The sequence below is a fragment of the Streptomyces parvus genome, from assembly GCF_014648875.1.
In the GTDB taxonomy this organism is placed as follows: domain Bacteria; phylum Actinomycetota; class Actinomycetes; order Streptomycetales; family Streptomycetaceae; genus Streptomyces; species Streptomyces parvus.
Map to the genome: position 1 here is coordinate 777,715 of NZ_BMRY01000002.1, position 21,693 is coordinate 799,407.

At 70.7% G+C, this 21,693-nt stretch carries 22 protein-coding genes; 13 read left to right on the forward strand and 9 right to left on the reverse strand.

The features are described from left to right. Nucleotides 1-3: 3 nt before the first annotated feature. Both IE140_RS09620 and IE140_RS09625 read left to right on the forward strand, forming a co-directional pair. On the forward strand, nucleotides 4-510 hold the full coding sequence (locus tag IE140_RS09620; protein ID WP_032778349.1) for a PH domain-containing protein: 507 nt from the start codon (nucleotides 4-6) through the stop codon (nucleotides 508-510). Further along, nucleotides 507-2,021: a PH domain-containing protein gene (locus IE140_RS09625; RefSeq protein WP_150194936.1), complete on the forward strand. Its 1,515-nt coding sequence runs from the start codon at nucleotides 507-509 to the stop codon at nucleotides 2,019-2,021. Before IE140_RS09620 ends, IE140_RS09625 begins: the two co-directional genes overlap by 4 nt. 14 nt (nucleotides 2,022-2,035) lie before the next feature. On the opposite strand, the gene IE140_RS09630 is transcribed toward IE140_RS09625, so the two are convergent. The 6 genes from IE140_RS09630 to tkt all read right to left on the reverse strand — a co-directional run bounded on the left by IE140_RS09630 (nucleotide 2,036) and on the right by tkt (nucleotide 9,083). Continuing rightward, nucleotides 2,036-2,398, reverse strand: a complete 363-nt coding sequence (locus IE140_RS09630; RefSeq protein WP_030713309.1) for a VOC family protein — start codon at nucleotides 2,396-2,398, stop codon at nucleotides 2,036-2,038. A gap of 72 nt (nucleotides 2,399-2,470) precedes the next feature. Continuing rightward, nucleotides 2,471-3,253, reverse strand: a complete 783-nt coding sequence (pgl, locus tag IE140_RS09635; protein ID WP_150194934.1) for a 6-phosphogluconolactonase — start codon at nucleotides 3,251-3,253, stop codon at nucleotides 2,471-2,473. Beyond that, nucleotides 3,250-4,290, reverse strand: coding sequence for a glucose-6-phosphate dehydrogenase assembly protein OpcA (opcA, locus tag IE140_RS09640; protein ID WP_150194932.1), 1,041 nt, complete (start codon nucleotides 4,288-4,290; stop codon nucleotides 3,250-3,252). The genes pgl and opcA overlap by 4 nt, the downstream gene beginning before the upstream one ends. Beyond that, nucleotides 4,287-5,819: a glucose-6-phosphate dehydrogenase gene (gene zwf, locus IE140_RS09645; RefSeq protein WP_032761449.1), complete on the reverse strand. Its 1,533-nt coding sequence runs from the start codon at nucleotides 5,817-5,819 to the stop codon at nucleotides 4,287-4,289. Before zwf ends, opcA begins: the two co-directional genes overlap by 4 nt. Before the next feature lie 5 nt (nucleotides 5,820-5,824). Continuing rightward, nucleotides 5,825-6,943: a transaldolase gene (gene tal, locus IE140_RS09650; protein WP_118899786.1), complete on the reverse strand. Its 1,119-nt coding sequence runs from the start codon at nucleotides 6,941-6,943 to the stop codon at nucleotides 5,825-5,827. 34 nt (nucleotides 6,944-6,977) lie between these two features. Next, nucleotides 6,978-9,083, reverse strand: coding sequence for a transketolase (gene tkt, locus IE140_RS09655; RefSeq protein WP_150194930.1), 2,106 nt, complete (start codon nucleotides 9,081-9,083; stop codon nucleotides 6,978-6,980). Between the two features lie 286 nt (nucleotides 9,084-9,369). Between tkt and IE140_RS09660 the strand changes: the two genes are divergently transcribed. From IE140_RS09660 to IE140_RS09670, 3 genes are all read left to right on the forward strand, one after another. Then, the gene (locus IE140_RS09660) at nucleotides 9,370-10,323 is read left to right on the forward strand and encodes a heme o synthase (protein ID WP_093444527.1); all 954 of its coding nucleotides are present in this window, start codon (nucleotides 9,370-9,372) and stop codon (nucleotides 10,321-10,323) included. Nucleotides 10,324-10,416: 93 nt separating this feature from the next. After that, nucleotides 10,417-10,794 (forward strand): hypothetical protein, encoded by a 378-nt coding sequence (locus IE140_RS09665; RefSeq protein WP_032761443.1) that lies wholly within the window; start codon nucleotides 10,417-10,419, stop codon nucleotides 10,792-10,794. 119 nt (nucleotides 10,795-10,913) lie between these two features. Beyond that, nucleotides 10,914-12,041, forward strand: coding sequence for an amidohydrolase family protein (locus tag IE140_RS09670; protein WP_150194928.1), 1,128 nt, complete (start codon nucleotides 10,914-10,916; stop codon nucleotides 12,039-12,041). Nucleotides 12,042-12,096: 55 nt separating this feature from the next. Here IE140_RS09670 and IE140_RS09675 read toward each other — a convergent pair whose 3' ends face one another. From IE140_RS09675 to IE140_RS09685, 3 genes are all read right to left on the reverse strand, one after another. Continuing rightward, entirely contained in the window at nucleotides 12,097-13,083 is a 987-nt protein-coding gene (locus IE140_RS09675) for a COX15/CtaA family protein (protein ID WP_093444486.1), read from the reverse strand. A gap of 78 nt (nucleotides 13,084-13,161) precedes the next feature. Then, on the reverse strand, nucleotides 13,162-13,929 hold the full coding sequence (locus IE140_RS09680; protein ID WP_150194926.1) for an ABC transporter permease: 768 nt from the start codon (nucleotides 13,927-13,929) through the stop codon (nucleotides 13,162-13,164). Continuing rightward, nucleotides 13,926-14,867, reverse strand: a complete 942-nt coding sequence (locus IE140_RS09685) for an ABC transporter ATP-binding protein (protein ID WP_093444484.1) — start codon at nucleotides 14,865-14,867, stop codon at nucleotides 13,926-13,928. Before IE140_RS09685 ends, IE140_RS09680 begins: the two co-directional genes overlap by 4 nt. A gap of 136 nt (nucleotides 14,868-15,003) precedes the next feature. On the opposite strand from IE140_RS09685, the gene IE140_RS09690 reads away from it, so the two are divergent. From IE140_RS09690 to IE140_RS09725, 8 genes are all read left to right on the forward strand, one after another. Next, entirely contained in the window at nucleotides 15,004-15,747 is a 744-nt protein-coding gene (locus tag IE140_RS09690; RefSeq protein ID WP_093444483.1) for a helix-turn-helix transcriptional regulator, read from the forward strand. After that, nucleotides 15,744-17,165, forward strand: coding sequence for a Fe-S cluster assembly protein SufB (gene sufB, locus IE140_RS09695; protein WP_010070354.1), 1,422 nt, complete (start codon nucleotides 15,744-15,746; stop codon nucleotides 17,163-17,165). Before IE140_RS09690 ends, sufB begins: the two co-directional genes overlap by 4 nt. 100 nt (nucleotides 17,166-17,265) lie before the next feature. Beyond that, a complete protein-coding gene (gene sufD / locus IE140_RS09700) occupies nucleotides 17,266-18,447 on the forward strand; it encodes a Fe-S cluster assembly protein SufD (protein ID WP_032761436.1) in 1,182 nt (393 codons plus the stop codon). Then, nucleotides 18,447-18,764 carry a bifunctional 3-phenylpropionate/cinnamic acid dioxygenase ferredoxin subunit gene (locus IE140_RS09705; RefSeq protein WP_010061308.1) on the forward strand — a complete coding sequence of 106 codons (318 nt, stop codon included), beginning with the start codon at nucleotides 18,447-18,449 and terminating at the stop codon, nucleotides 18,762-18,764. Before sufD ends, IE140_RS09705 begins: the two co-directional genes overlap by 1 nt. A gap of 7 nt (nucleotides 18,765-18,771) precedes the next feature. After that, a complete protein-coding gene (gene sufC, locus IE140_RS09710; RefSeq protein ID WP_093444481.1) occupies nucleotides 18,772-19,563 on the forward strand; it encodes a Fe-S cluster assembly ATPase SufC in 792 nt (263 codons plus the stop codon). Further along, nucleotides 19,560-20,828, forward strand: a complete 1,269-nt coding sequence (locus IE140_RS09715) for a cysteine desulfurase (RefSeq protein ID WP_093444480.1) — start codon at nucleotides 19,560-19,562, stop codon at nucleotides 20,826-20,828. The genes sufC and IE140_RS09715 overlap by 4 nt, the downstream gene beginning before the upstream one ends. A 10-nt stretch (nucleotides 20,829-20,838) precedes the next feature. Beyond that, nucleotides 20,839-21,294 (forward strand): Fe-S cluster assembly sulfur transfer protein SufU, encoded by a 456-nt coding sequence (gene sufU, locus IE140_RS09720; RefSeq protein ID WP_003969896.1) that lies wholly within the window; start codon nucleotides 20,839-20,841, stop codon nucleotides 21,292-21,294. Further along, entirely contained in the window at nucleotides 21,291-21,629 is a 339-nt protein-coding gene (locus IE140_RS09725) for a metal-sulfur cluster assembly factor (protein ID WP_003969897.1), read from the forward strand. Before sufU ends, IE140_RS09725 begins: the two co-directional genes overlap by 4 nt. The last annotated feature ends 64 nt before the right edge of the window (nucleotides 21,630-21,693 follow it).

Genomic DNA, 21,693 nt, shown 5'->3' on the forward strand with positions numbered 1-21,693 from the left:
CCGATGCCACAGGGGGAGGGGGAGACGGTCCGGCTGCGGCCGCCGCGCAACACACTGAACGAGCGGGCCGTCGGCTGGTGGCGGGTCCAGTGGCTGCTGCTGACGGCCCTGCACGTCGTGCCGCTCGCGGTGCTGGGCGCGCTGATCGAGCCGGCCCGTTTCTGGCTGCTGCTGCCCGCCGCGGTCCTGGCCGTCGCGGGGGCGGCGGCCACCGTCCTCTTCCCCCTGTGGTGGTTCCGTACGCACCGCTGGGAGATCACCGACGACGCGGTGTACGTCCGCACCGGGTTCTTCTGGCAGGAGTGGCGGATCGCCCCGATGTCCCGGATCCAGACCGTGGACACCGTGCGCGGCCCGCTGGAGCAGCTCTTCCGGCTCGCCACCGTCACGGTCACCACCGCCTCCGCCAAGGGCGCTGTCCGGATCCAGGGGCTGGACCACGAGCTGGCCGCCGACCTCGCCGGGCAGCTCACCCGGATCACCCGCGACACCCCCGGCGACGCCACATGAGCACCGCCGCCCCGCCCGCCGACTGGCACCGCCTCGACCCCCGTACGGTCCTGGTCACCGCCCTCGTCGTGGCGGGGGTCGTCGCGGGCGCCGCCATCCCCGTCACGCTCGGGCTCACCCGCTGGTCCAGCCTCCCCGTCGCCGTGCTCCAGGTGCTCGCCGGAGCCCTCCTGGTCATCGGGGTCGCGGCGGGCGCCGACCGGGTCCGCTGGCACCGCACCCGCTACCGCATCGGCACGGAGCGCGTCGACCTCCACACCGGCCTCCTCCTCGTCAAGCGCCGCTCCCTGGCCCGCAGCCGCATCCGCACGGTCGACCTCACCGCCAACCTGATGCTCCGCCTCCTCGGTCTGGTCACCGTCAGGATCGGCACCGGAGAACAGGGCTCCGAGTCCACCCTCGTACTGGACCCGGTCACCCGCGCCGAGGGCGAACGACTGCGCCTCCTCCTCCTGGAGCGCGCCGCCACCGCATCGCCCGGCGTCCACCGCGAGGGCGAACTGGCCGTCCTGGACCCCCGCTGGATCCGTTACGCCCCGGTCTCCTTCGTCGCCCCCATGCTCGGCGGAGCGGCCGCCGGGGCCGTGATGCAGGTCAGCGACTGGATCGGGGCCCAGGGCCAGGTCATCGAGTGGGTCGGCGACCGGTTCCGGGAGACCCCACTGCTCTGGACGATCATCGTCCTGGTCCTGGCCGCCCTGGTCGCGGGCGTCGTCGGGGCGCTCGGCCTCTGGATCGAGATGTGGTGGAACTACCGCCTGGAGCGCGAGGCGGGCGGCACGCTGCGGGTCCGGCGCGGGCTGTTCACCTCCCGGTCCATCTCCGTCGAGGAGGCCCGGCTGCGCGGCGTCGACCTGGTCGAACCCCTGGGCGTCCGGCTGCTCGGCGCGGCCCGCCTCGACGCGATCACCACCGGCCTGGCCAAGGACCACGAGGCCAGGAACGCCGACCACAACACCCTGCTCCCGGCCGCGCCCCGGACCCGGGCCGACTCCGTCGCCGCCGACGTCCTGCGGGAGCCGGACACCCCGACCGGCGCGGCGCTCACCCCGCACCCCCTGGCCGCCCGGGGCCGCCGGCTGCGCTGGTCGCTCGCCGCGGCCCTAGCCCCGGTCCTGATCCTGACCCTCCTCGGGGCGCTGCTCACGCCCGTGCTGCTGTGGATCGCCCTCGGCTGCGCGGCGGTCGCCGTCCCCGTGGCCGTGGCGCTCGCCCTGGACGCGTACCGGGCGCTCGGCCACGCGCTCTCCGGCCGCTATCTGGTCACCCGCTCCGGAACGGTCCGCCGCTCCACGGCCGCCCTGGAACGGGCCGGGGTGATCGGCTGGACGGTGAAGCAGTCGGTGTTCCAGCGCCGGGCCGGGCTGCTGAGCATCACGGCCACCACGGCCGCCGGAGGCGGCGCGTACACGGCGTACGACACCGACGCGTCCGAGGGCCTGACCTTCGCCGCCGATGCGGTCCCGGGGCTGCTGGAGCCCTTTCTGGAGCGTTCCCCGAAGGGCGCCTGAGAGGCCTGGGGCGGTCAGCCCCCGTGCGTCGTGTCGATGACGCAGAAGCGGTTGCCCTCGGGGTCGGCGAGCACCACGAAGTCCGGGTCCGGCGGATAGAGCTCCCACGCGACCCGCTCCGCGCCCAGCCCCATCAGCCGCTCCACCTCGGCCTCCTGCTCGTCCGAGTAGAGGTCCAGGTGGACCCGGGGGACCTCCTGGACGGGGGAGGTGGAGCGCCCCAGCGCCACGCCGACGCCGGGTCCTTCGACCGGGACGAGCACCACCCAGTCGTCCGTCCCCGGCTCACGCTCGGTATAGGTGAGCGCCGCCTTCCAGAAGGCGGCGGCCCTGCTCACGTCGGTCGCGCCCATCACCACGGTTCCGATATGCACCATGGGGCCGAGCTTTTCACGACGAAGGCCCGGCCCGCTCGGGATGAGCGGGCCGGGCCTCAAGAGCGTCACCACTCAGGCGGAGGCCGGAGGGTAGAGCGCGCGCGGCAGTCGCGAGGCCGCCGCCGCGTCCAGCAGCCACAGCGTGCGGCTGCGGCCGTACGCCCCCGCCGCCGGGGCCTGGATCTCCCCGGCCCCGGACAGCGCGATGGCCGCCGCTTCCGCCTTGTCCTCGCCCGCCGCGAGCAGCCACACCTCGCGCGCCGCGCGGATCGCCGGCAGCGTCAGCGAGACCCGGACCGGCGGCGGCTTGGGCGCCCCGTGCACACCGACGACGGTGCGCTCGGTCTCCCGTACCGCGGGCAGCTCCGGGAAGAGCGAGGCCACATGCGTGTCCGGGCCGACGCCCAGCATCAGCACGTCGAACGTGGGCACCGGGCCGTGGTCCTCGGGACCCGCGGCGGCGGCCAGTTCACCGGCGTAACCGGCCGCAGCGGCATCCGCGTCGTCGCCGTACGGGCCGTCGGACGCGGGCATCGCGTGCACCCGGGCCGGGTCCAGCGGCACCGCGTCGAGCAGCGCCTCGCGGGCCTGGGTGACATTGCGCTCCGGGTCGCCCTCGGGCAGGAACCGTTCGTCACCCCACCACAGGTCCAGGCGCGACCAGTCCACCGCGTCCCGGGCGGGCGCGGCGGCGAGCGCGGCCAGCAGGCCGTTGCCGTTGCGCCCGCCGGTCAGCACCACCGAGGCGTGGCCCCGGGAGGCCTGGGCGTCCACGATCTTCGTGATCAGCCGGGCCGCCGCGGCTTGGGCCATCAGCTCCTTGTCGCGGTGGACGACCAGTTGGGGAGGCGTCACTTGGAGGCCGCCTTCTTGGCCGGGGCCTTCTTCGCGGCGGGAGCCTTGGCCTCGGCGGGCTTGTCCGCCTTGTCCGAGGCGGACGTGACCGGCCTGGCCGTGACCTCGCCGCCCGAGTGCAGCTTGTCGACGCCGAACTTCACCGCCGATGCGTAGGTGTTGTCCGGGTCGAGCCGGCGCAGCTCCTCCGCCAGCAGCTCGGAGGTGTCCCGGCGCTTGAGCGCCACCGCGCGGTCGGGCTGGTTCTGCATGGAGAGCGTGGCCAGCGAACCGTCGGCCCGGTCCAGGACGATGACGCCGTTCTTCGTCTCCATCCGGACCGCGGTGAGCCCGGGGCCCTGGGAGAGCGTGCGCTCCACCGGGACGCCGAGCCGGTCCGCGAGCCACATGGCCAGCAGCTCGCAGCTCGGGTTGTCGCTCTCGCCCTCGACGGTCGCGCCGATGACCTCGGCCGGCTGCTGGTCCAGCGCGGCGGCCAGCATCGAGCGCCACGGCGTGATCCGGGTCCAGGCCAGGTCCGTGTCGCCGGGGCTGTACGTCGCGGCCCGCACCGCCAGCTCGTCGAGCGGCAGCTCCGCCGAGTAGGTGTCGGTGATCCGCCGCTGGGCCAGTGCCCCGAGCGGGTCGTTCGCCGGGTCGGCGGGGGCGTCCTCGGGCCACCACACCACGACCGGGGCGTCCGGCAGCAGCAGCGGCAGGACGACCGACTGGGCGTGGTTGGCCAGCTCGCCGTGGAGGCGCAGGACGACGGTCTCGCCGGTGCCCGCGTCGGAACCGACCCGGACCTCGGCGTCGAGCCGGGCGTCGCGCCGGGCGCGCGGCGAGCGGCTGACCCGCTTGATCACCGCGATGATCCGCGAGGGGTGCTCGCGCGAGGCGTCACCGGCCGACTTGAGCGCGTCGTACGCGTTCTCCTCGTCGGTGACGATGACCAGCGTGAGCACCATGCCGATGGCGGGGGTGCCGATCGCCCGGCGGGCCGAGACCAGCGCCTGGTTGATCTTGCTGGACGTGGTTTCCGTGAGATCGATCTTCATGGCCGCCTCCAGCTCCGTCCGTCACGTGCGAGCATCTCGTCGGCCTCGGCCGGACCCCAGGTGCCGGCCGCGTACTTCGCGGGCTTGCCGTGCTTGTCCCAGTACTCCTCGATCGGGTCGAGGATGGTCCAGGAGAGTTCGACCTCCTGGTGGCGGGGGAAGAGGTTGGCGTCGCCGAGCAGCACGTCCAGGAGGAGCCTCTCGTACGCCTCCGGGCTGGACTCCGTGAACGACTCGCCGTACGCGAAGTCCATCGTGACGTCCCGGACCTCCATCGAGGTGCCGGGCACCTTGGAGCCGAAGCGCACGGTGACGCCCTCGTCGGGCTGGACCCGGATGACCAGGGCGTTGCCGCCCAGCTCCTCGGTCGCGCTCGACTCGAAGGGCAGGTAGGGGGCGCGCTTGAAGACGACCGCGATCTCCGTGACCCGGCGGCCGAGCCGCTTTCCGGTGCGGAGGTAGAACGGCACGCCCGCCCAGCGGCGGTTGTTGATCGTCAGCTTGATGGCCGCGTAGGTGTCGGTCGTCGACTTGGGGTCGATGCCGTCCTCCTCGCAGTAGCCGAGGACCTCCTGGCCGCCCTGCCAGGCGTGCTCGTACTGGGCGCGCACGGTGTGCGCACCGAGGTCCTCGGGCAGCTCGACGGCGGTGAGCACCTTGAGCTTCTCGGCCACCAGGGCCTTCGGGTGGAAGGAGCCGGGCTCCTCCATCGCGGTCAGAGCCAGCAGCTGGAGCAGGTGGTTCTGGATGACGTCACGGGCGGCGCCGATGCCGTCGTAGTAGCCGGCCCGGCCGCCGATGCCGATGTCCTCGGCCATCGTGATCTGCACGTGGTCGACGTACGACCGGTTCCAGATCGGCTCCCACATCGTGTTGGCGAACCGCAGCGCCAGGATGTTCTGGACCGTCTCCTTCCCCAGGTAGTGGTCGATCCGGAAGACCTCGTTGGGCGGGAAGACGTCGTGCACGAGCTGGTTGAGCTCCTGCGCGCTGGCCAGGTCGTGACCGAACGGCTTCTCGATGACGGCACGCCGCCAGGAGCCCTCCTTCTGGTCGGCCAGGCCGTGCTTCTTGAGCTGCTGGACGACCTTGGGGAAGAACTTCGGCGGCACGGAGAGGTAGAAGGCGAAGTTGCCGCCCGTCCCCTGCGCCTTGTCGAGCTCCTCGATGGTCGCCTTCAGCGTCTCGAACGCCTCGTCGTCGTCGAAGTTGCCCTGGACGAAGCGCATCCCCTGGATGAGCTGCTGCCAGACCTCCTCGCGGAACGGCGTACGGGCGTGCTCCTTGACGGCGTCGTGGACGACCTGGGCGAAGTCCTCGTCCTCCCAGTCGCGGCGCGCGAAACCGATGAGCGAGAAGCCCGGCGGCAGCAGGCCGCGATTGGCCAGGTCGTAGACGGCAGGCATCAGCTTTTTACGGGACAAATCGCCCGTGACGCCAAAGATGACCAGGCCCGACGGCCCCGCGATACGCGGGAGCCGTCGGTCCTGTGCGTCACGGAGCGGGTTGGCTCCGGGAACAGCAGACAAAGTGGTCAGCCCTCCGAGGGGGCGAGGCGCGAAAGCTCCGCCTCGGTCGACTTGAGCAGGTCGTTCCAGGACGCCTCGAACTTCTCGACGCCCTCGTCCTCCAGCACCTGTACGACGTCGTCGTAGGAGATGCCGAGCTTCTTGATGGCGTCCAGGTCCGCGCGCGCCTGGTCGTAGCCGCCGGCGACGGTGTTGCCGGTGATCTCGCCGTGGTCGGCCACCGCCTCCAGCGTCGCCTCGGGCATGGTGTTCACCGTGTTCGGCGCCACCAGGTCGTCGACGTACAGCGTGTCCTTCAGCGACGGGTCCTTGACGCCGGTCGAGGCCCACAGCGGACGCTGCTTGTTGGCCTGCGCCTTGTCCAGGGCCGCCCAGCGGTCGGAGGAGAAGACCTCCTCGTACGCCTCGTAGGCCAGGCGGGCGTTGGCCAGGGCGGACTTGCCCTTGGCGGCCTTCGCCTCGTCGGAGCCGATCGCGTCCAGCCGCTTGTCGATCTCGGTGTCCACGCGGGACACGAAGAACGAGGCCACCGAGTGGATCTTGGAGAGGTCCAGGCCCGCGGCCTTCGCCTTCTCCAGGCCCGCCAGGTAGGCGTCCATGACCGCGCGGTAGCGCTCCAGCGAGAAGATCAGCGTCACGTTGACGCTGATGCCCCGGCCGATCGTCTCGGTGATCGCCGGGAGGCCCGCCTTGGTGGCCGGGATCTTGATGAGCGTGTTCGGCCGGTCGACCAGCCAGGCCAGCTGCTTGGCCTCGGCGACGGTGGCCAGGGTGTTGTGGGCCAGGCGCGGGTCCACCTCGATGGAGACCCGGCCGTCCTGGCCGTCGGTGGCGTCGAAGACCGGGCGCAGGATGTCGGCGGCGTCGCGGACGTCCGCCGTCGTGATCATGCGCAGGGCTTCCTCGACGGTGACCTTGCGGGCGGCGAGGTCGGTGAGCTGCTGCTCGTAACCGTCGCCCGAGGAGATCGCCTTCTGGAAGATCGACGGGTTGGTGGTGACGCCGACGACATGGCTCTGGTCGATCAGCTCGGCCAGGTTGCCGGACGTGATCCGCTTGCGCGACAGGTCGTCGAGCCAGATCGCCACGCCCTCGTCGGAGAGGCGCTTGAGTGCGTCTGTCATGAGTTGCATCTCCTACTAGTCGTATCTACCGGCGTCAGCGTGCTGCGGCTTCGAGCCCAGCCACATGTTCAAGGGAGTCCCGCGCGGCGGCGGCCACGTGCTCGGGCGTGAAGCCGAACTCGCGGAACAGCACCTTCGCGTCGGCCGAGGCACCGAAGTGCTCCAGCGAGACGATCCGGCCGGCGTCGCCCACGTACCGGTACCAGGTCAGGCCGATGCCCGCCTCGACGGCGACGCGCGCCTTCACCGACGGCGGCAGCACGCTGTCCTTGTACGCCTGGTCCTGCTCCTCGAACCACTCGACCGACGGCATCGAGACCACCCGGGTCGGCACACCGGCCGCCTGGAGCTGCTCGCGCGCCTCGACGGCGACGTGCACCTCGGAACCGGTCGCGACGATCAGCACCTGCGGCTCGCCACCCTCGGCCTCGAAGAGCACGTAACCGCCCTTGGCCGCGTCCTCGTTCGCCTCGTACGTCGGCACACCCTGGCGGGTCAGCGCCAGACCGTGCGGGGTGCCCTTGCCGAACACCTTGGTGTAGCGGCGCAGGATCTCGCGCCAGGCGATGGCGGTCTCGTTGGCGTCGGCCGGGCGCACGATGTTCAGGCCCGGGATGGCGCGCAGCGAGGCCAGGTGCTCGACCGGCTGGTGGGTCGGACCGTCCTCGCCGAGGCCGATCGAGTCGTGCGTCCACACGTACGTCACCGGCAGGTGCATCAGCGCGGAGAGCCGCACCGCGTTGCGCATGTAGTCGGAGAACACCAGGAAGGTGCCGCCGTAGATGCGGGTGTTGCCGTGCAGCGCGATGCCGTTCATGGCGGCGGCCATCGCGTGCTCGCGGATGCCGAAGTGGATCGTCCGGCCGTACGGGTCGGCCTCCGGCAGCGGGTTGCCCGCGGGGAGGAACGACGACGTCTTGTCGATCGTCGTGTTGTTCGAGCCCGCGAGGTCGGCGGAGCCGCCCCACAGCTCGGGCACGATCTCACCGAGCGCCTGAAGCACCTTGCCGGAGGCGGCACGGGTGGCCAGACCCTTGCCGGGCTCGAAGACGGGGAGCTTCTCCTCCCAGCCCTCGGGCAGCTCGCCCGCGGCGATCCGGTCGAAGGAGGCGGCGCGCTCCGGGTTGGCCGTGCGCCACGCGGCGAACGACTTGTCCCACTCGGCGCGGGCCTCACGGCCGCGGTCCAGGGCCTCGCGGGTGTGGCCGATGACCTCGTCGGAGACCTCGAAGGTCTGCTCCGGGTCGAAGCCGAGGACCCGCTTGGTCGCCGCGACCTCGTCGTCGCCGAGCGCCGAGCCGTGCGCGGCCTCGGTGTTCTGCGCGTTCGGGGCCGGCCAGGCGATGATCGAGCGGGCCGCGATGAACGACGGGCGCTCGGTCTCGGCCTTGGCCGCCTGCAGCGCCGCGTACAGACCCGCCGGGTCCAGGTCGCCGCTGGGCAGCTGCTCGACACGCTGCACGTGCCAGCCGTACGCCTCGTACCGCTTGATGGTGTCCTCGGAGACCGCGGTCTCCGTATCGCCCTCGATGGAGATGTGGTTGTCGTCCCAGAGCAGGACCAGGTTGCCCAGCTTCTGGTGTCCGGCCAGCGAGGACGCCTCGGCCGAGATGCCCTCCTGGAGGCAGCCGTCACCGGCGACGACCCACACCATGTGGTCGAACGGGGAGGTGCCGGGGGCCGCCTCGGGGTCGAACAGGCCGCGCTCGTAGCGGGCGGCCATCGCCATGCCCACCGCGTTGGCGACACCCTGGCCCAGCGGGCCGGTCGTCGTCTCGACACCGGTGGTGTGGCCGTACTCCGGGTGGCCCGGGGTCTTCGAGCCCCAGGTGCGGAAGGCCTTGAGGTCGTCCAGCTCCAGGCCGTAGCCGGCGAGGTAGAGCTGGATGTAGAGGGTCAGGCTGGAGTGGCCGGCGGAGAGGACGAACCGGTCGCGGCCGGTCCACTCGGCGTCCGCGGGGTCGTGCCGCATCACCTTCTGGAAGAGGGTGTACGCGGCAGGCGCGAGGCTCATGGCCGTGCCCGGGTGGCCGTTTCCGACTTTCTGTACGGCGTCCGCGGCGAGAACACGGGCGGTGTCCACGGCCCGCTGGTCCACATCGGTCCACTGGAGGTCTGTGGTGGTCGGCTTGATGCTCACCCTGAGTCAGGGCTCCTCTCCACTGTTGTAAACCGGTGACTGTTACCGCACCGGGCGCTGTCGAGCCTACCCCCGTTGCCGGACACGCTTTCCGTGCACTTTCCAGGGTGTGGGCGACCCGTGGAGTTCGCCTCCCGGCGGAATGCACATCCGGCGAACAGTCACCCCCAACACGACCCCACCCCCGCGAAGGGCGGTGTATCCCCAACGTCTAGAGTGGTCGAGTTCGCGCAAGTCTTCACAAGGGCCTCCATGCCCGGAGCTTGCTGGGATTTCTCTGTCAGGGGTGTGCGTGACGGCCGTCGAGTCCCGACCCGCAGGGGTCGCCTTGACTCCCAGCCCAGGGGGCCATCGCCCGTTCGGGGCCCGCGTCAAGGCATTCGTGGCGCTTACCAAGCCACGGATCATCGAGCTGCTGCTCATCACCACCGTTCCGGTGATGTTCCTGGCTGCCCAGGGCGTACCCGATCTGTGGCTCGTTCTGACGACCACCATCGGGGGATACCTCTCCGCGGGCGGCGCCAACGCGCTCAACATGTACATCGACCGGGACATCGACGCGCTGATGGACCGTACGTCGCAGCGCCCCCTGGTCACGGGCATGGTCAGTCCCCGCGAATGCCTGGCCTTCGGCATCGGCCTCGCGGTGTTCTCCACGCTCTGGTTCGGACTGCTCGTCAACTGGCTCTCGGCCGCCCTCGCGCTCGGCGCGCTGCTCTTCTACGTCGTCGTCTACACGATGCTGCTGAAGCGCCGCACCTCCCAGAACATCGTCTGGGGCGGCATCGCGGGCTGCATGCCGGTCCTCATCGGCTGGTCGGCCGTGACGAACACGGTCTCCTGGGCCGCCGTCATCCTCTTCGCCGTCATCTTCTTCTGGACGCCGCCGCACTACTGGCCGCTGTCGATGAAGGTCAAGGACGACTACGCCCGGGTCGGCGTCCCGATGCTCCCGGTCGTCGCCACCAACCGGGTGGTCGCCAAGCAGATCGTCCTCTACAGCTGGGTGATGGTCGGGGTCTCGCTGCTGCTCACCCCGCTGGGCTACACCGGCTGGTTCTACACCGCGGTGGCGCTGCTCTCCGGTGGCGCCTGGCTCTGGGAGGCGCACGGCCTGCAGAACCGGGCCAAGGCCGGGGTGACCGGGGCCAAGCTCAAGGAGATGCGGCTGTTCCACTGGTCCATCACCTACGTCTCGCTCCTCTTCCTGGCCGTCGCGGTGGACCCCTTCCTCCGCTGACAACCCCGCTTCCGGCGTACGGGCGGGTCGCGTGGCACAAGCCACGCGACCCGCCCGTCGCCAGTTCATCTACCCGTCGGTAGCATCCTGTTCATGGCAGAGAAGGCAGCAGACGCAGCGGACACCGAGCAGACCTCACGGACGGACGCCAGGAAGGCGGCGCGCGACGGGCGCAGGGCGGCGAAGCTCGCCCGCGAGATCGGCGCCTTCGCCAAGGAGCACGGCGGCGCCGAGGGACAGCTCGCCTACATCGGCCAGGCGGGTGCCCGCATCGTCCTGGTCGGCCAGGACGGCGCCTGGGGCGACCTCGTGGCCCCGACCTACGCGGTGGCCGAGAGCGCGGCCGCGAAGTCCGGCATCACGATGCACGACGAGTTCGACGGCGAGTTCGCCCTCAAGGTCCGCACCGGCCCGTACGAGTGGTCCAGGATGGCCGGGATCCAGGTCGGCGGCCCCTCCAACGACCGCTGAGGCTTCCGCCTCGGACGGTGTCCCGTCCGGGGGAGCGTCCTGACCCTCCCTCGGGCAACACCTGACCCGGGGCTCACCCGTTAGGCCGTGCGTAGACACGCCGTCCCAGGGAGCCCCGGATGACCGACACCGTGCCCGTGGCCGATCTGGTCGACCAGAACTGCCACGGAGTGCTCCGCACCGAGCTGGGCCTCGGCACCTTCGAGGCCCGGCTCGGTGCCGCCCGCGCCCCGGCCGCCCCCGGCACCACCTTCTTCGACACCCAGACCGGCTTCGCGGTGCGCCGCTGGTGCCCGCCCCTGCTCGGTCTCGAAGCGCACTGCCTGCCCGCCTCCTATCTGGCCAGGCGGCGCGAACTGGGCGTCGCCGAGACCTCCCGCCGCCTGCTGCGCGCCACCGGGGTCTCCGCCCACCTCGTCGACACCGGCCTCCCCGGCGACCTCACGGGACCGGCCGAGATGGCCTCGGCGGCGGGGTCCGACGCCCGGGAGATCGTCCGGCTGGAAATCCTCGCCGAGCACGTCGCCGACACCTCGGGCACCGTCGACACCTTCCTCGTCAACCTCGGCGAGGCCGTGCACACCGCCGCGTCCTCGGCCGTCGCGTTCACCTCCGTCGGTGCCGCCCCGTACGCCGCGCCCGAGCCGCCGGGGCCGGTCCGGGTGCGGGCAGCGGCCGGGCGCTGGCTGGCCCGGCGGGAGGCGGAGCGCCGGGCCGCCCGCCGGGGCACGGCGGGCCGGGAGGGCGGTGGGGCGCCCGTCGAACCGGAGCTGCTGGACCATCTGCGCTGGTCGGCGGTGGCCTGCGGGATCCCGCTGCAACTGCGGCTGGGCACCGCGGACCCGGCCCGCCTCGCCGACTTCGCCGCCGCCACCGAGGGGCACGGCTGCGACCTCGTCCTCCTGCACGGCTACCCGCACCACCGGCAGACCGCCGCGCTGGCCGGCCGGCATCCCCACGTCTACGCGGACCTCGGGGCCGTACCGGCGCGGACGGGGGCGCGGGCGGCGGCCGTGCTCGCGGAGATCATGGAACTGGCGCCGTTCGGCAAGCTGCTGTTCTCCAGTGGGGCGCGGGCCCTGCCGGAACTGCACCTGGTGGGCGCCCGTCAGTTCCGCGAGGCGCTGGGACGGGTGCTGGGCGCCTGGGTCGAGGACGGCGCGTGGACCCGGCAGGACGCGGCCAGGATCGCCACGATGATCGGGTCGGGCAACGCGCGCCGGGTGTACGGGCTGGGAGAACGGTGAAGGGGCGGCGGGTCCCCCGGCCCGCCGCCCCTTCAACCGCCGTACGTGTGTCTGTTCAGACGGCCGTCGCCGGTGCCGCCTCCGGGCGCTCGGCGGCCGGGCCGGGCAGCGGGGCGGGCGCCTCGTCGCCGCGCTCGCGCATGCTCAGGACGAGCCGGACCACGGCGATCAACAGGATGGCCGAGCCGAACATGTGGATGCCGACCAGGATCTCGGGGACGTCGCTGAAGTACTGCACGTACCCGATCGCTCCCTGGGCGAGCAGGACGAGCAGCAGGTCACGGGCGCGGGCCCGGGTGTCGGCGGGGGCGTCGACCACCCGCAGGGCCAGCCACATCGCGATGGCCAGGGCGCAGACCACCCAGGCGGCGATGGCGTGGACATGGGCGGCGGCCGACCAGTCCCACGGCATGCGCGGTACGTCGCTGCTGTCACCGGCGTGCTTGCCGGAACCGGTCACCGAGGTGCCCAGCACGATCAGCACCACCGTGGTCGCGACGATCGCCCAGGACAGCCGGCGCACCGGCAGCGGGGCCCGGGGCCGCGGCGGACCGTCGCCCTCGCCGATCCGCACCCAGGTGATCACGGCGACCGTCAGGAGCACGTTGGCCAGCAGGAAGTGCCCGGCCACCGTCCACGGGTTGAGTCCCGCCCAGACCGTGATCCCGCCGAGCACGGCGTTGCCCAGCACGATCCAGAACTGCGACCAGGCCAGCCTCGTCAGCTTGCGGCGGCGCGGCTTCATCGAGCTGACGGCGATGATCGCCCAGCCGACCGCGGCCGACAGCACATACGTCAGCATCCGATTGCCGAACTCGATCGCGCCGTGCAGCCCCTGCTCGGGCGTCGCGAACAGGCTGTCGTCGGTGCACTTGGGCCAGGTGTCGCAGCCGAGACCCGAACCGGTGAGCCGGACGGCCCCGCCGGTGATGATGATGAAGACGCTCATCAGGACGGCGGAGAGCGCGGCGCGCTTCACCATCTTGGTGGACGGCGTCCAGCGCTTGGCGATGAGGGAGATGGGGGTTTCCACGCGGACCATCGTAGGACGGGGCTTGTGCGCGTTTTCACGAGGGGTGGTTCGTGGCGGCTTGCCCAGGAAGATCCCCGCCGACGCGTACTACTCCCAGCGGAAGAACTTCGCCGCCGCGCCGAGCCCCAGCACCGCCCACACCGCGAGGATCCCGGCCTGGGCCCACGGCATCGACGCGCCGTGCTGGAGGACGTCCCGCAGCCCCTCCGAGAGCGCCGACACGGGCAGCAGACCCAGCATCGACTGCACCGCGTCCGGGAACTTGTCCAGCGGCACGATGACCCCGCCGCCGACCAGCAGCAGCAGGAAGACCAGATTGGCGGCGGCGAGCGTCGCCTCGGCCTTGAGCGTCCCGGCCATCAGCAGCCCCAGCCCGGAGAACGCGGCGGTCCCGAGGACGAGGAGCAGCAGCACCGAGAGCGGACTGCCCTCGGGCGACCAGCCGAGCGCGAAGGCGATCGCCGTCAGCAGCACGATCTGGAGCACCTCGGTGACCAGCACCGACAGCGTCTTCGCGGTCATCAGCGCCCAGCGGGGCAGCGGGGAGGCCCCGAGCCGCTTGAGGACCCCGTAACGGCGTTCGAAGCCGGTGGCGATGGCCTGGCCGGTGAAGGCGGTGGACATCACGGCGAGCGCCAGGATGCCCGGGGCGAGGAAGTCGACGGACTCGCCCGCTCCGGTGTCCACGATGTCGACCGCGCTGAACAGCACCAGCAGCAGCGTCGGGATGATCACCGTCAGCAGCAGCTGCTCGCCGTTGCGCAGCAGCATCCGGGTCTCCAGCGCGGTCTGCGCGGCGATCATCCGGGGGAGCGGGGCGGCGCCGGGGCGCGGGGTGTACGTACCGGCGCTCATGCGCGCAGCTCCTTGCCGGTCAGTTGCTTGCCGGTCAGTTCGAGGAAGACGTCCTCCAGGGTGTGCCGCTCGACCGAGATGCCCTCGGGCATCACGCCGTGCTGGGCGCACCAGGAGGTCACGGTGGCCAGCAGCTGCGGGTCGACGTTCCCGGTGATCCGGTACGTCCCGGGCAGCGGCTCGGCGGCCCCGCAGCCGTCGGGCAGCGCCTTGAGGAGGGAGCCGAGGTCGAGCCCCGGGCGGCCGGTGAAGCGCAGGGTGTTCTCCGCGCCGCCCCGGCAGAGCTCCTCCGGGGTGCCCTGTGCGATGACCCGGCCCGCGTCGATGATCGCGACGTCGTCGGCGAGCGCTTCTGCCTCGTCCATGAAGTGGGTGGTCAGCACCACGGACACGCCGTCGGCGCGCAGCTCGCGGACCAGGTCCCAGGTGGACCGGCGGGCCTGCGGGTCGAGCCCGGCGGTCGGCTCGTCCAGGAAGACAAGTTCGGGCCGGCCCACGACCGCCAGGGCCAGGGAGAGGCGCTGCTGCTGGCCACCGGAGAGCCGCCGGTAGGTGGTGCGGCCGCAGTCGCCGAGGCCGAGGCGCTCGATGAGGGCGTCCACGTCGAGGGGGTGGGCATGCAACTTGGCCATGTGCCGGAGCATCTCGTCGGCGCGGGCGCCGGAGTACACGCCGCCGGACTGGAGCATCACCCCGACCCGCGGACGCAGCCGCTCCGCGTCGGCGACGGGATCGAGGCCGAGGACCCGTACGGTGCCCGCGTCGGGGCGGCGGTAGCCCTCGCAGGTCTCGATGGTGGTGGTCTTCCCGGCGCCGTTCGGGCCGAGGACGGCGGTCACCGCGCCGGCCGCGACGACCAGATCGAGGCCGTTCACCGCGGTCTTCGCGCCGTACCGCTTCACCAGGCCGGTGACCTGTACGACGGGCTCGTTCTCCATGGCAAGGAAGTCTAGGCAGGGCCCGGAGAGGGCCCGGCCCCGGGGCCAGATTAGGTAACCCTAAGTGACGAACCACACCGTAGATCGTTTCGGACCGTGGTTGTCAGGGCCGAATGAATTACGCAACAATGGTGTTGTGAAATACGACGGACGGGCTCCTCAGGAGGAACTCGCGACCGGTGAGCGCTCGACGCGCAACCGGGTCGCGCGCTCCATCCTGGACCACGGTCCCTCCACCGTCGCGGACCTCGCCAAGCGACTCGGCCTCACCCAGGCCGCCGTCCGCCGCCACCTGGACGCCCTCGTCTCCGACGATGTCGTCGAAGCCCGTGAACAGCGGGTGTACGGGGCGCGGACCCGAGGCAGGCCCGCCAAGGTGTTCGCCCTGACCGACTGCGGCAGGGACGCCTTCGACCAGTCCTACGACAAGCTGGCCGCCGACGCCCTGCGCTTCATCGCCGAATCCGGCGGGGACGAGGCGGTCATCGCCTTCGCCCGCGCCCGGATGGCCGCGATGGGCGAGGCGTACCGCGCGGCGGTCGAGGCCGCGGAGCCCGAAAGGCGCACCGAGGCCCTGGCCAAGGCCCTGTCCGCCGACGGGTACGCTGCTACGGCGCGAAGCGCGCCGGGCCCGCAGCAGGGCGAACAGCTGTGTCAGCACCACTGCCCGGTGGCGCATGTCGCCGAGCAGTTCCCACAGCTGTGCGAGGCGGAGACGGAATTCTTCTCCAGCCTCCTCGGGACCCATGTGCAGCGGCTGGCCACCCTCGCCCACGGCGACGGCGTGTGCACGACGTATGTGCCGCGAAGTGGCCACGCAGCACCCCCACAGACCACCCATTCAGCATCTGCAAGCACGGCCGGGAGGAACCCCGCATGACGCTCCCCACGGAGACTGCCCACCCTGAGCTCGAGGGTCTGGGTACGTACGAATTCGGCTGGGCCGACTCCGACGCGGCAGGCGCGGCGGCGAAGCGCGGTCTCTCCGAGGCTGTCGTCCGCGACATCTCGGAGAAGAAGAACGAGCCCGAGTGGATGCTGAAGCTGCGGCTCAAGGGCCTCAGGCTCTTCGACAAGAAGCCCATGCCCAGCTGGGGCTCGGACCTGTCGGGCATCGACTTCGACAACATCAAGTACTTCGTGCGCTCCACGGAGAAGCAGGCCGCCTCCTGGGAGGACCTGCCCGAGGACATCAAGAACACGTACGACAAGCTCGGCATCCCCGAGGCGGAGAAGCAGCGCCTCGTCGCCGGTGTCGCCGCGCAGTACGAGTCCGAGGTCGTCTACCACCAGATCCGCGAGGACCTGGAGGAGCAGGGCGTCATCTTCCTGGACACCGACACCGCGCTGAAGGAGCACCCGGAGCTCTTCAAGGAGTACTTCGGCACCGTCATCCCGGTCGGCGACAACAAGTTCGCCTCGCTGAACACGGCCGTGTGGTCCGGCGGCTCGTTCATCTACGTGCCCAAGGGCGTCCACGTGGACATCCCGCTCCAGGCCTACTTCCGTATCAACACGGAGAACATGGGCCAGTTCGAGCGGACGCTGATCATCGTCGACGAGGACGCCTACGTCCACTACGTCGAGGGCTGCACCGCCCCGATCTACTCCTCGGACTCGCTGCACAGCGCCGTGGTCGAGATCATCGTGAAGAAGGGCGGCCGCTGCCGCTACACGACCATCCAGAACTGGTCGAACAACGTCTACAACCTGGTCACCAAGCGGGCCGTGGCCTACGAGGGCGCGACCATGGAGTGGGTCGACGGCAACATCGGCTCCAAGGTCACCATGAAGTACCCGGCCGTCTACCTGATGGGCGAGCACGCCAAGGGCGAGACCCTGTCCATCGCCTTCGCGGGCGAGGGCCAGCACCAGGACGCCGGCGCCAAGATGGTCCACATGGCCCCGAACACCTCCTCGAACATCGTCTCCAAGTCGGTGGCGCGAGGCGGCGGCCGTACGTCCTACCGCGGACTGATCGAGATCGGCGAGGGCGCGCCGGGCGCGAAGTCCAACGTCCTCTGCGACGCTCTGCTCGTCGACACGATCTCCCGCTCGGACACCTACCCCTACGTCGACGTCCGCGAGGACGACGTGTCGATGGGCCACGAGGCGACCGTCTCCAAGGTCTCCGAGGACCAGCTCTTCTACCTCATGAGCCGCGGACTCACCGAGTTCGAGGCCATGGCGATGATCGTGCGCGGCTTCGTCGAGCCGATCGCCAAGGAGCTGCCCATGGAGTACGCCCTGGAGCTCAACCGGCTGATCGAGCTGCAGATGGAGGGTTCGGTCGGCTAGGACCTCGTCCGAGGATCCGTCGGGGCGGCCCGGGTGGCCGCCCCGCCACCCCACCGAACCACCCCCCTTCTTGACTGAGAAAGCGAGCACTACGACAGCCATGGCTGAGGCTCAGAACACTCCGGTGGGCTCCACCACCGCCGGCTCCATCGCGGTCGCCGCCGAGTCGACCGTCGCCACGCGCATGAGCGCACCCCCGTCCTTCGACGTCGCGGACTTCCCCGTCCCGCACGGCCGCGAGGAGGAGTGGCGCTTCACGCCGCTGGAGCGCCTGCGCGGACTGCACGACGGCACCGCCGTCGCCACGGGCAGCGGCGTGAAGGTCGCCATCGAGGCCCCCGAGGGTGTCACCGTCGAGACCGTCGGCCGGGACGACTCCCGGCTCGGCAAGGCCGGCACCCCGGTGGACCGGGTCGCCGCCCAGGCGTACAGCTCCTTCGAGCAGGCCTCGGTCGTCACGGTCGCCAAGGAAGCCGTGCTCACCGAGCCGATCCGGATCGCCGTGCACGGCGAGGGCGGCACCGCCTTCGGCCACCAGCTCATCCAGCTGGGCGCCTTCGCCGAGGCCGTCGTCGTCATCGACCACACCGGTGACGCCGTGCTCGCCGCCAACGTCGACTACGTGCTCGGCGACGGCGCCAAGCTGACCGTCGTCTCCGTCCAGGACTGGGACGACACGGCCGTCCACGTCGGCCAGCACAACGCGCTGGTCGGCCGGGACGCCTCCTTCAAGTCGATCGTCGTCACCTTCGGCGGCGACGTCGTCCGCCTGCACCCCCGGGTCGCCTACGCGGCCACCGGCGGCGAGGCGGAGCTCTTCGGTCTGTACTTCACCGACAAGGGCCAGCACCAGGAGCACCGCCTCCTGGTCGACCACAACACCCCGCACTGCAAGTCCAACGCGGTGTACAAGGGCGCCCTCCAGGGCGACGGCGCGCACGCCGTCTGGATCGGCGACGTCCTCATCCAGGCCGCGGCCGAGGGCACCGACACCTACGAGATGAACCGGAACCTCGTCCTCACCGACGGCGCCCGGGTCGACTCCGTGCCCAACCTGGAGATCGAGACCGGCGAGATCGTCGGGGCCGGCCACGCCTCGGCGACCGGCCGTTTCGACGACGAGCAGCTCTTCTACCTCCAGTCCCGCGGCATCCCGGCCGAGGAGGCCCGCCGACTGGTCGTGCGCGGCTTCTTCGCCGAGCTGGTCCAGCAGATCGGCCTGCCGGACGTCGAGGAGCGGCTCATCGAGAAGATCGAGGCCGAGCTGAAGGCGTCCGTCTGATGTCCTTCGTCAAAGCCTGTGCGCTGAGTGAGCTGGAGGACGACACCCCCAAGCGGGTGGAGCTCGACGGCACACCTGTCTCCGTCGTCCGCACCGAGGGCGAGGTGTTCGCGATCAACGACATCTGCTCGCACGCGAACGTCTCCCTCTCGGAGGGCGAGGTGGAGGACTGCGCGATCGAGTGCTGGCTGCACGGATCCGCGTTCGACCTCCGCACCGGCAAGCCGTCCGGCCTTCCCGCGACGCGCCCCGTCCCCGTATACCCCGTAAAGATCGAAGGGGACGATGTGCTCGTCTCCGTCACCCAGGAGTCCTGAGTCACCCATGGCAACGCTTGAAATCCGCGACCTGCACGTCACCGTCGAGGCCGACAACGCCACGAAGGAGATCCTCAAGGGCGTCGACCTGACCGTGAAGCAGGGCGAGACCCACGCCATCATGGGCCCCAACGGGTCCGGCAAGTCCACCCTCGCGTACTCGCTCGCGGGTCACCCCAAGTACACGATCACCGGCGGTTCGGTCACCCTGGACGGCGAGGACGTCCTGGAGATGTCCGTCGACGAGCGGGCCCGCGCCGGCCTGTTCCTCGCCATGCAGTACCCGGTCGAGATCCCCGGTGTCTCGGTCTCCAACTTCCTGCGCACCTCCGCCACCGCCATCCGCGGCGAGGCCCCCAAGCTGCGGACGTGGGTCAAGGAGGTCAAGGAGACGATGGCCGAGCTCCAGATGGACCCGGCCTTCGCCGAGCGCAACGTCAACGAGGGCTTCTCCGGCGGTGAGAAGAAGCGCCACGAGATCCTTCAGCTGGAGCTCCTCAAGCCGAAGATCGCCGTCCTGGACGAGACCGACTCCGGCCTGGACGTCGACGCGCTCAAGACCGTCTCCGAGGGCGTCAACCGGGTCCGCGCGACCGGCGAGGTCGGCACCCTGCTGATCACGCACTACACCCGCATCCTCAAGTACATCCAGCCCGACTTCGTGCACGTCTTCGCCAACGGCCGGATCGCGGCCTCCGGCGGCGCCGAGCTGGCCGACCAGCTGGAGAACGAGGGCTACGAGGCCTACACGAAGGGTGGCCCCGTGACCGGAGGGAACTCAGGAGGTGCGGCCGCGTGACTGACGCCCGACAGGGGCTCACAGGCCTCCTCGACACCGAGGCGATCCGCAAGGACTTCCCGATCCTGGACCGCACGGTCCACGACGGCAAGAAGGTCGTGTACCTGGACTCCGCGGCGACCTCGCAGAAGCCGCGCCAGGTCCTCGACGCGCTGAACGCGTACTACGAGCGCCACAACGCGAACGTGCACCGCGGCGTCTACACGATCGCCGAGGAGGCCACCGCGCTGTACGAGGGCGCCCGCGACAAGGTCGCCGCCTTCATCAACGCACCCAGCCGTGACGAGGTGATCTTCACGAAGAACGCCTCGGAGTCGCTGAACCTCGTGGCGAACATGCTCGGCTGGGCGGACGAGCCCTATCGGGTGGACCGTGACACGGAGATCGTCACCACGGAGATGGAGCACCACTCCAACATCGTGCCGTGGCAGCTGCTCGCGCAGCGCACCGGCGCGAAGCTGAAGTGGTTCGGCATCACCGACGACGGCCGGCTCGACCTGTCGAACATCGACGAGATCATCACCGAGAAGACGAAGATCGTCTCCTTCACGCTGGTCTCCAACATCCTGGGCACGGTCAACCCGGTCGAGCAGATCATCCGGCGCGCCCAGCAGGTCGGCGCGCTGGTCTGCATCGACGCCTCGCAGGCGGCCCCGCACATGGTGCTCGACGTGCAGGCGCTTCAGGCGGACTTCGTGGCCTTCACCGGCCACAAGATGGTCGGCCCGACCGGCATCGGCGTGCTGTGGGGACGGCAGGAACTCCTGGAGGACCTGCCTCCGTTCCTCGGCGGCGGCGAGATGATCGAGACCGTGTCGATGCACTCGTCGACGTACGCCCCCGCGCCGCACAAGTTCGAGGCCGGTACGCCCCCGATCGCCCAGGCCGTCGGCCTCGGCGCGGCCGTGGACTACCTCACCTCGATCGGCATGGAGAAGATCCACAGCCACGAGAAGGCGATCACCGAGTACGCGCTCAAGCGCCTTCTGGAGGTCCCCGACCTGCGGATCATCGGTCCGACGACGGCCGAGGACCGCGGCGCGGCGATCTCCTTCACGCTCGGCGACATCCACCCGCACGACGTCGGCCAGGTCCTCGACGAGCAGGGCGTCGCCGTCCGGGTCGGCCACCACTGCGCCCGCCCGGTCTGCCTGCGGTACGGAATTCCCGCGACGACGCGAGCGTCGTTCTATCTGTACTCCACGCCTGCCGAGGTCGACGCCCTGGTGGACGGCCTGGAGCACGTACGGAACTTCTTCGGCTGAGGGCGTAACGGTGAAGCTTGATTCGATGTACCAGGAAGTGATCCTGGACCACTACAAGCACCCCCACGGGCGTGGCCTGCGGGACGGCGACGCCGAGGTGCACCACGTCAACCCGACGTGCGGCGACGAGATCACGCTGCGCGTGAAGTACGACGGCGAGACCATCGCCGACGTGAGCTACGAGGGCCAGGGCTGCTCCATCAGCCAGGCCTCCGCCTCCGTGCTGAACGAGCTGCTCGTCGGCAAGGAGCTGTCCCAGGCGCAGAGGATCCAGGACGCCTTCCTGGAGCTGATGCAGTCCAAGGGCCAGCTGGAGCCGGACGACGCGATGGAGGAGGTGCTGGAGGACGCCGTCGCGTTCGCCGGCGTCTCCAAGTACCCCGCCCGGGTCAAGTGCGCGCTGCTGAGCTGGATGGCGTGGAAGGACGCGACGGCCAAGGCGCTGTCCGAAGGGAAGACCGCATGAGCGACAACGAGACCGCGACCATGAAGCCGGCCTCCGAGGAGGAGGTCCGCGAGGCGCTGTACGACGTCGTCGACCCCGAGCTGGGCATCGACGTCGTCAACCTGGGCCTCATCTACGGCATCCACGTCGACGACGCCAACATCGCCACCCTCGACATGACCCTGACGTCCGCGGCCTGCCCGCTGACCGACGTCATCGAGGACCAGGCGAAGTCCGCCACGGACGGCATCGTCAACGAGCTCCGGATCAACTGGGTCTGGATGCCGCCGTGGGGCCCGGACAAGATCACCGACGACGGACGCGAGCAGCTCCGCGCGCTGGGGTTCAACGTCTGATCCCGAGCTCCGAGCACCATGCGTATGGCCGTGCCCGCCGGTTCCGACCGGCGGGCACAGCCGT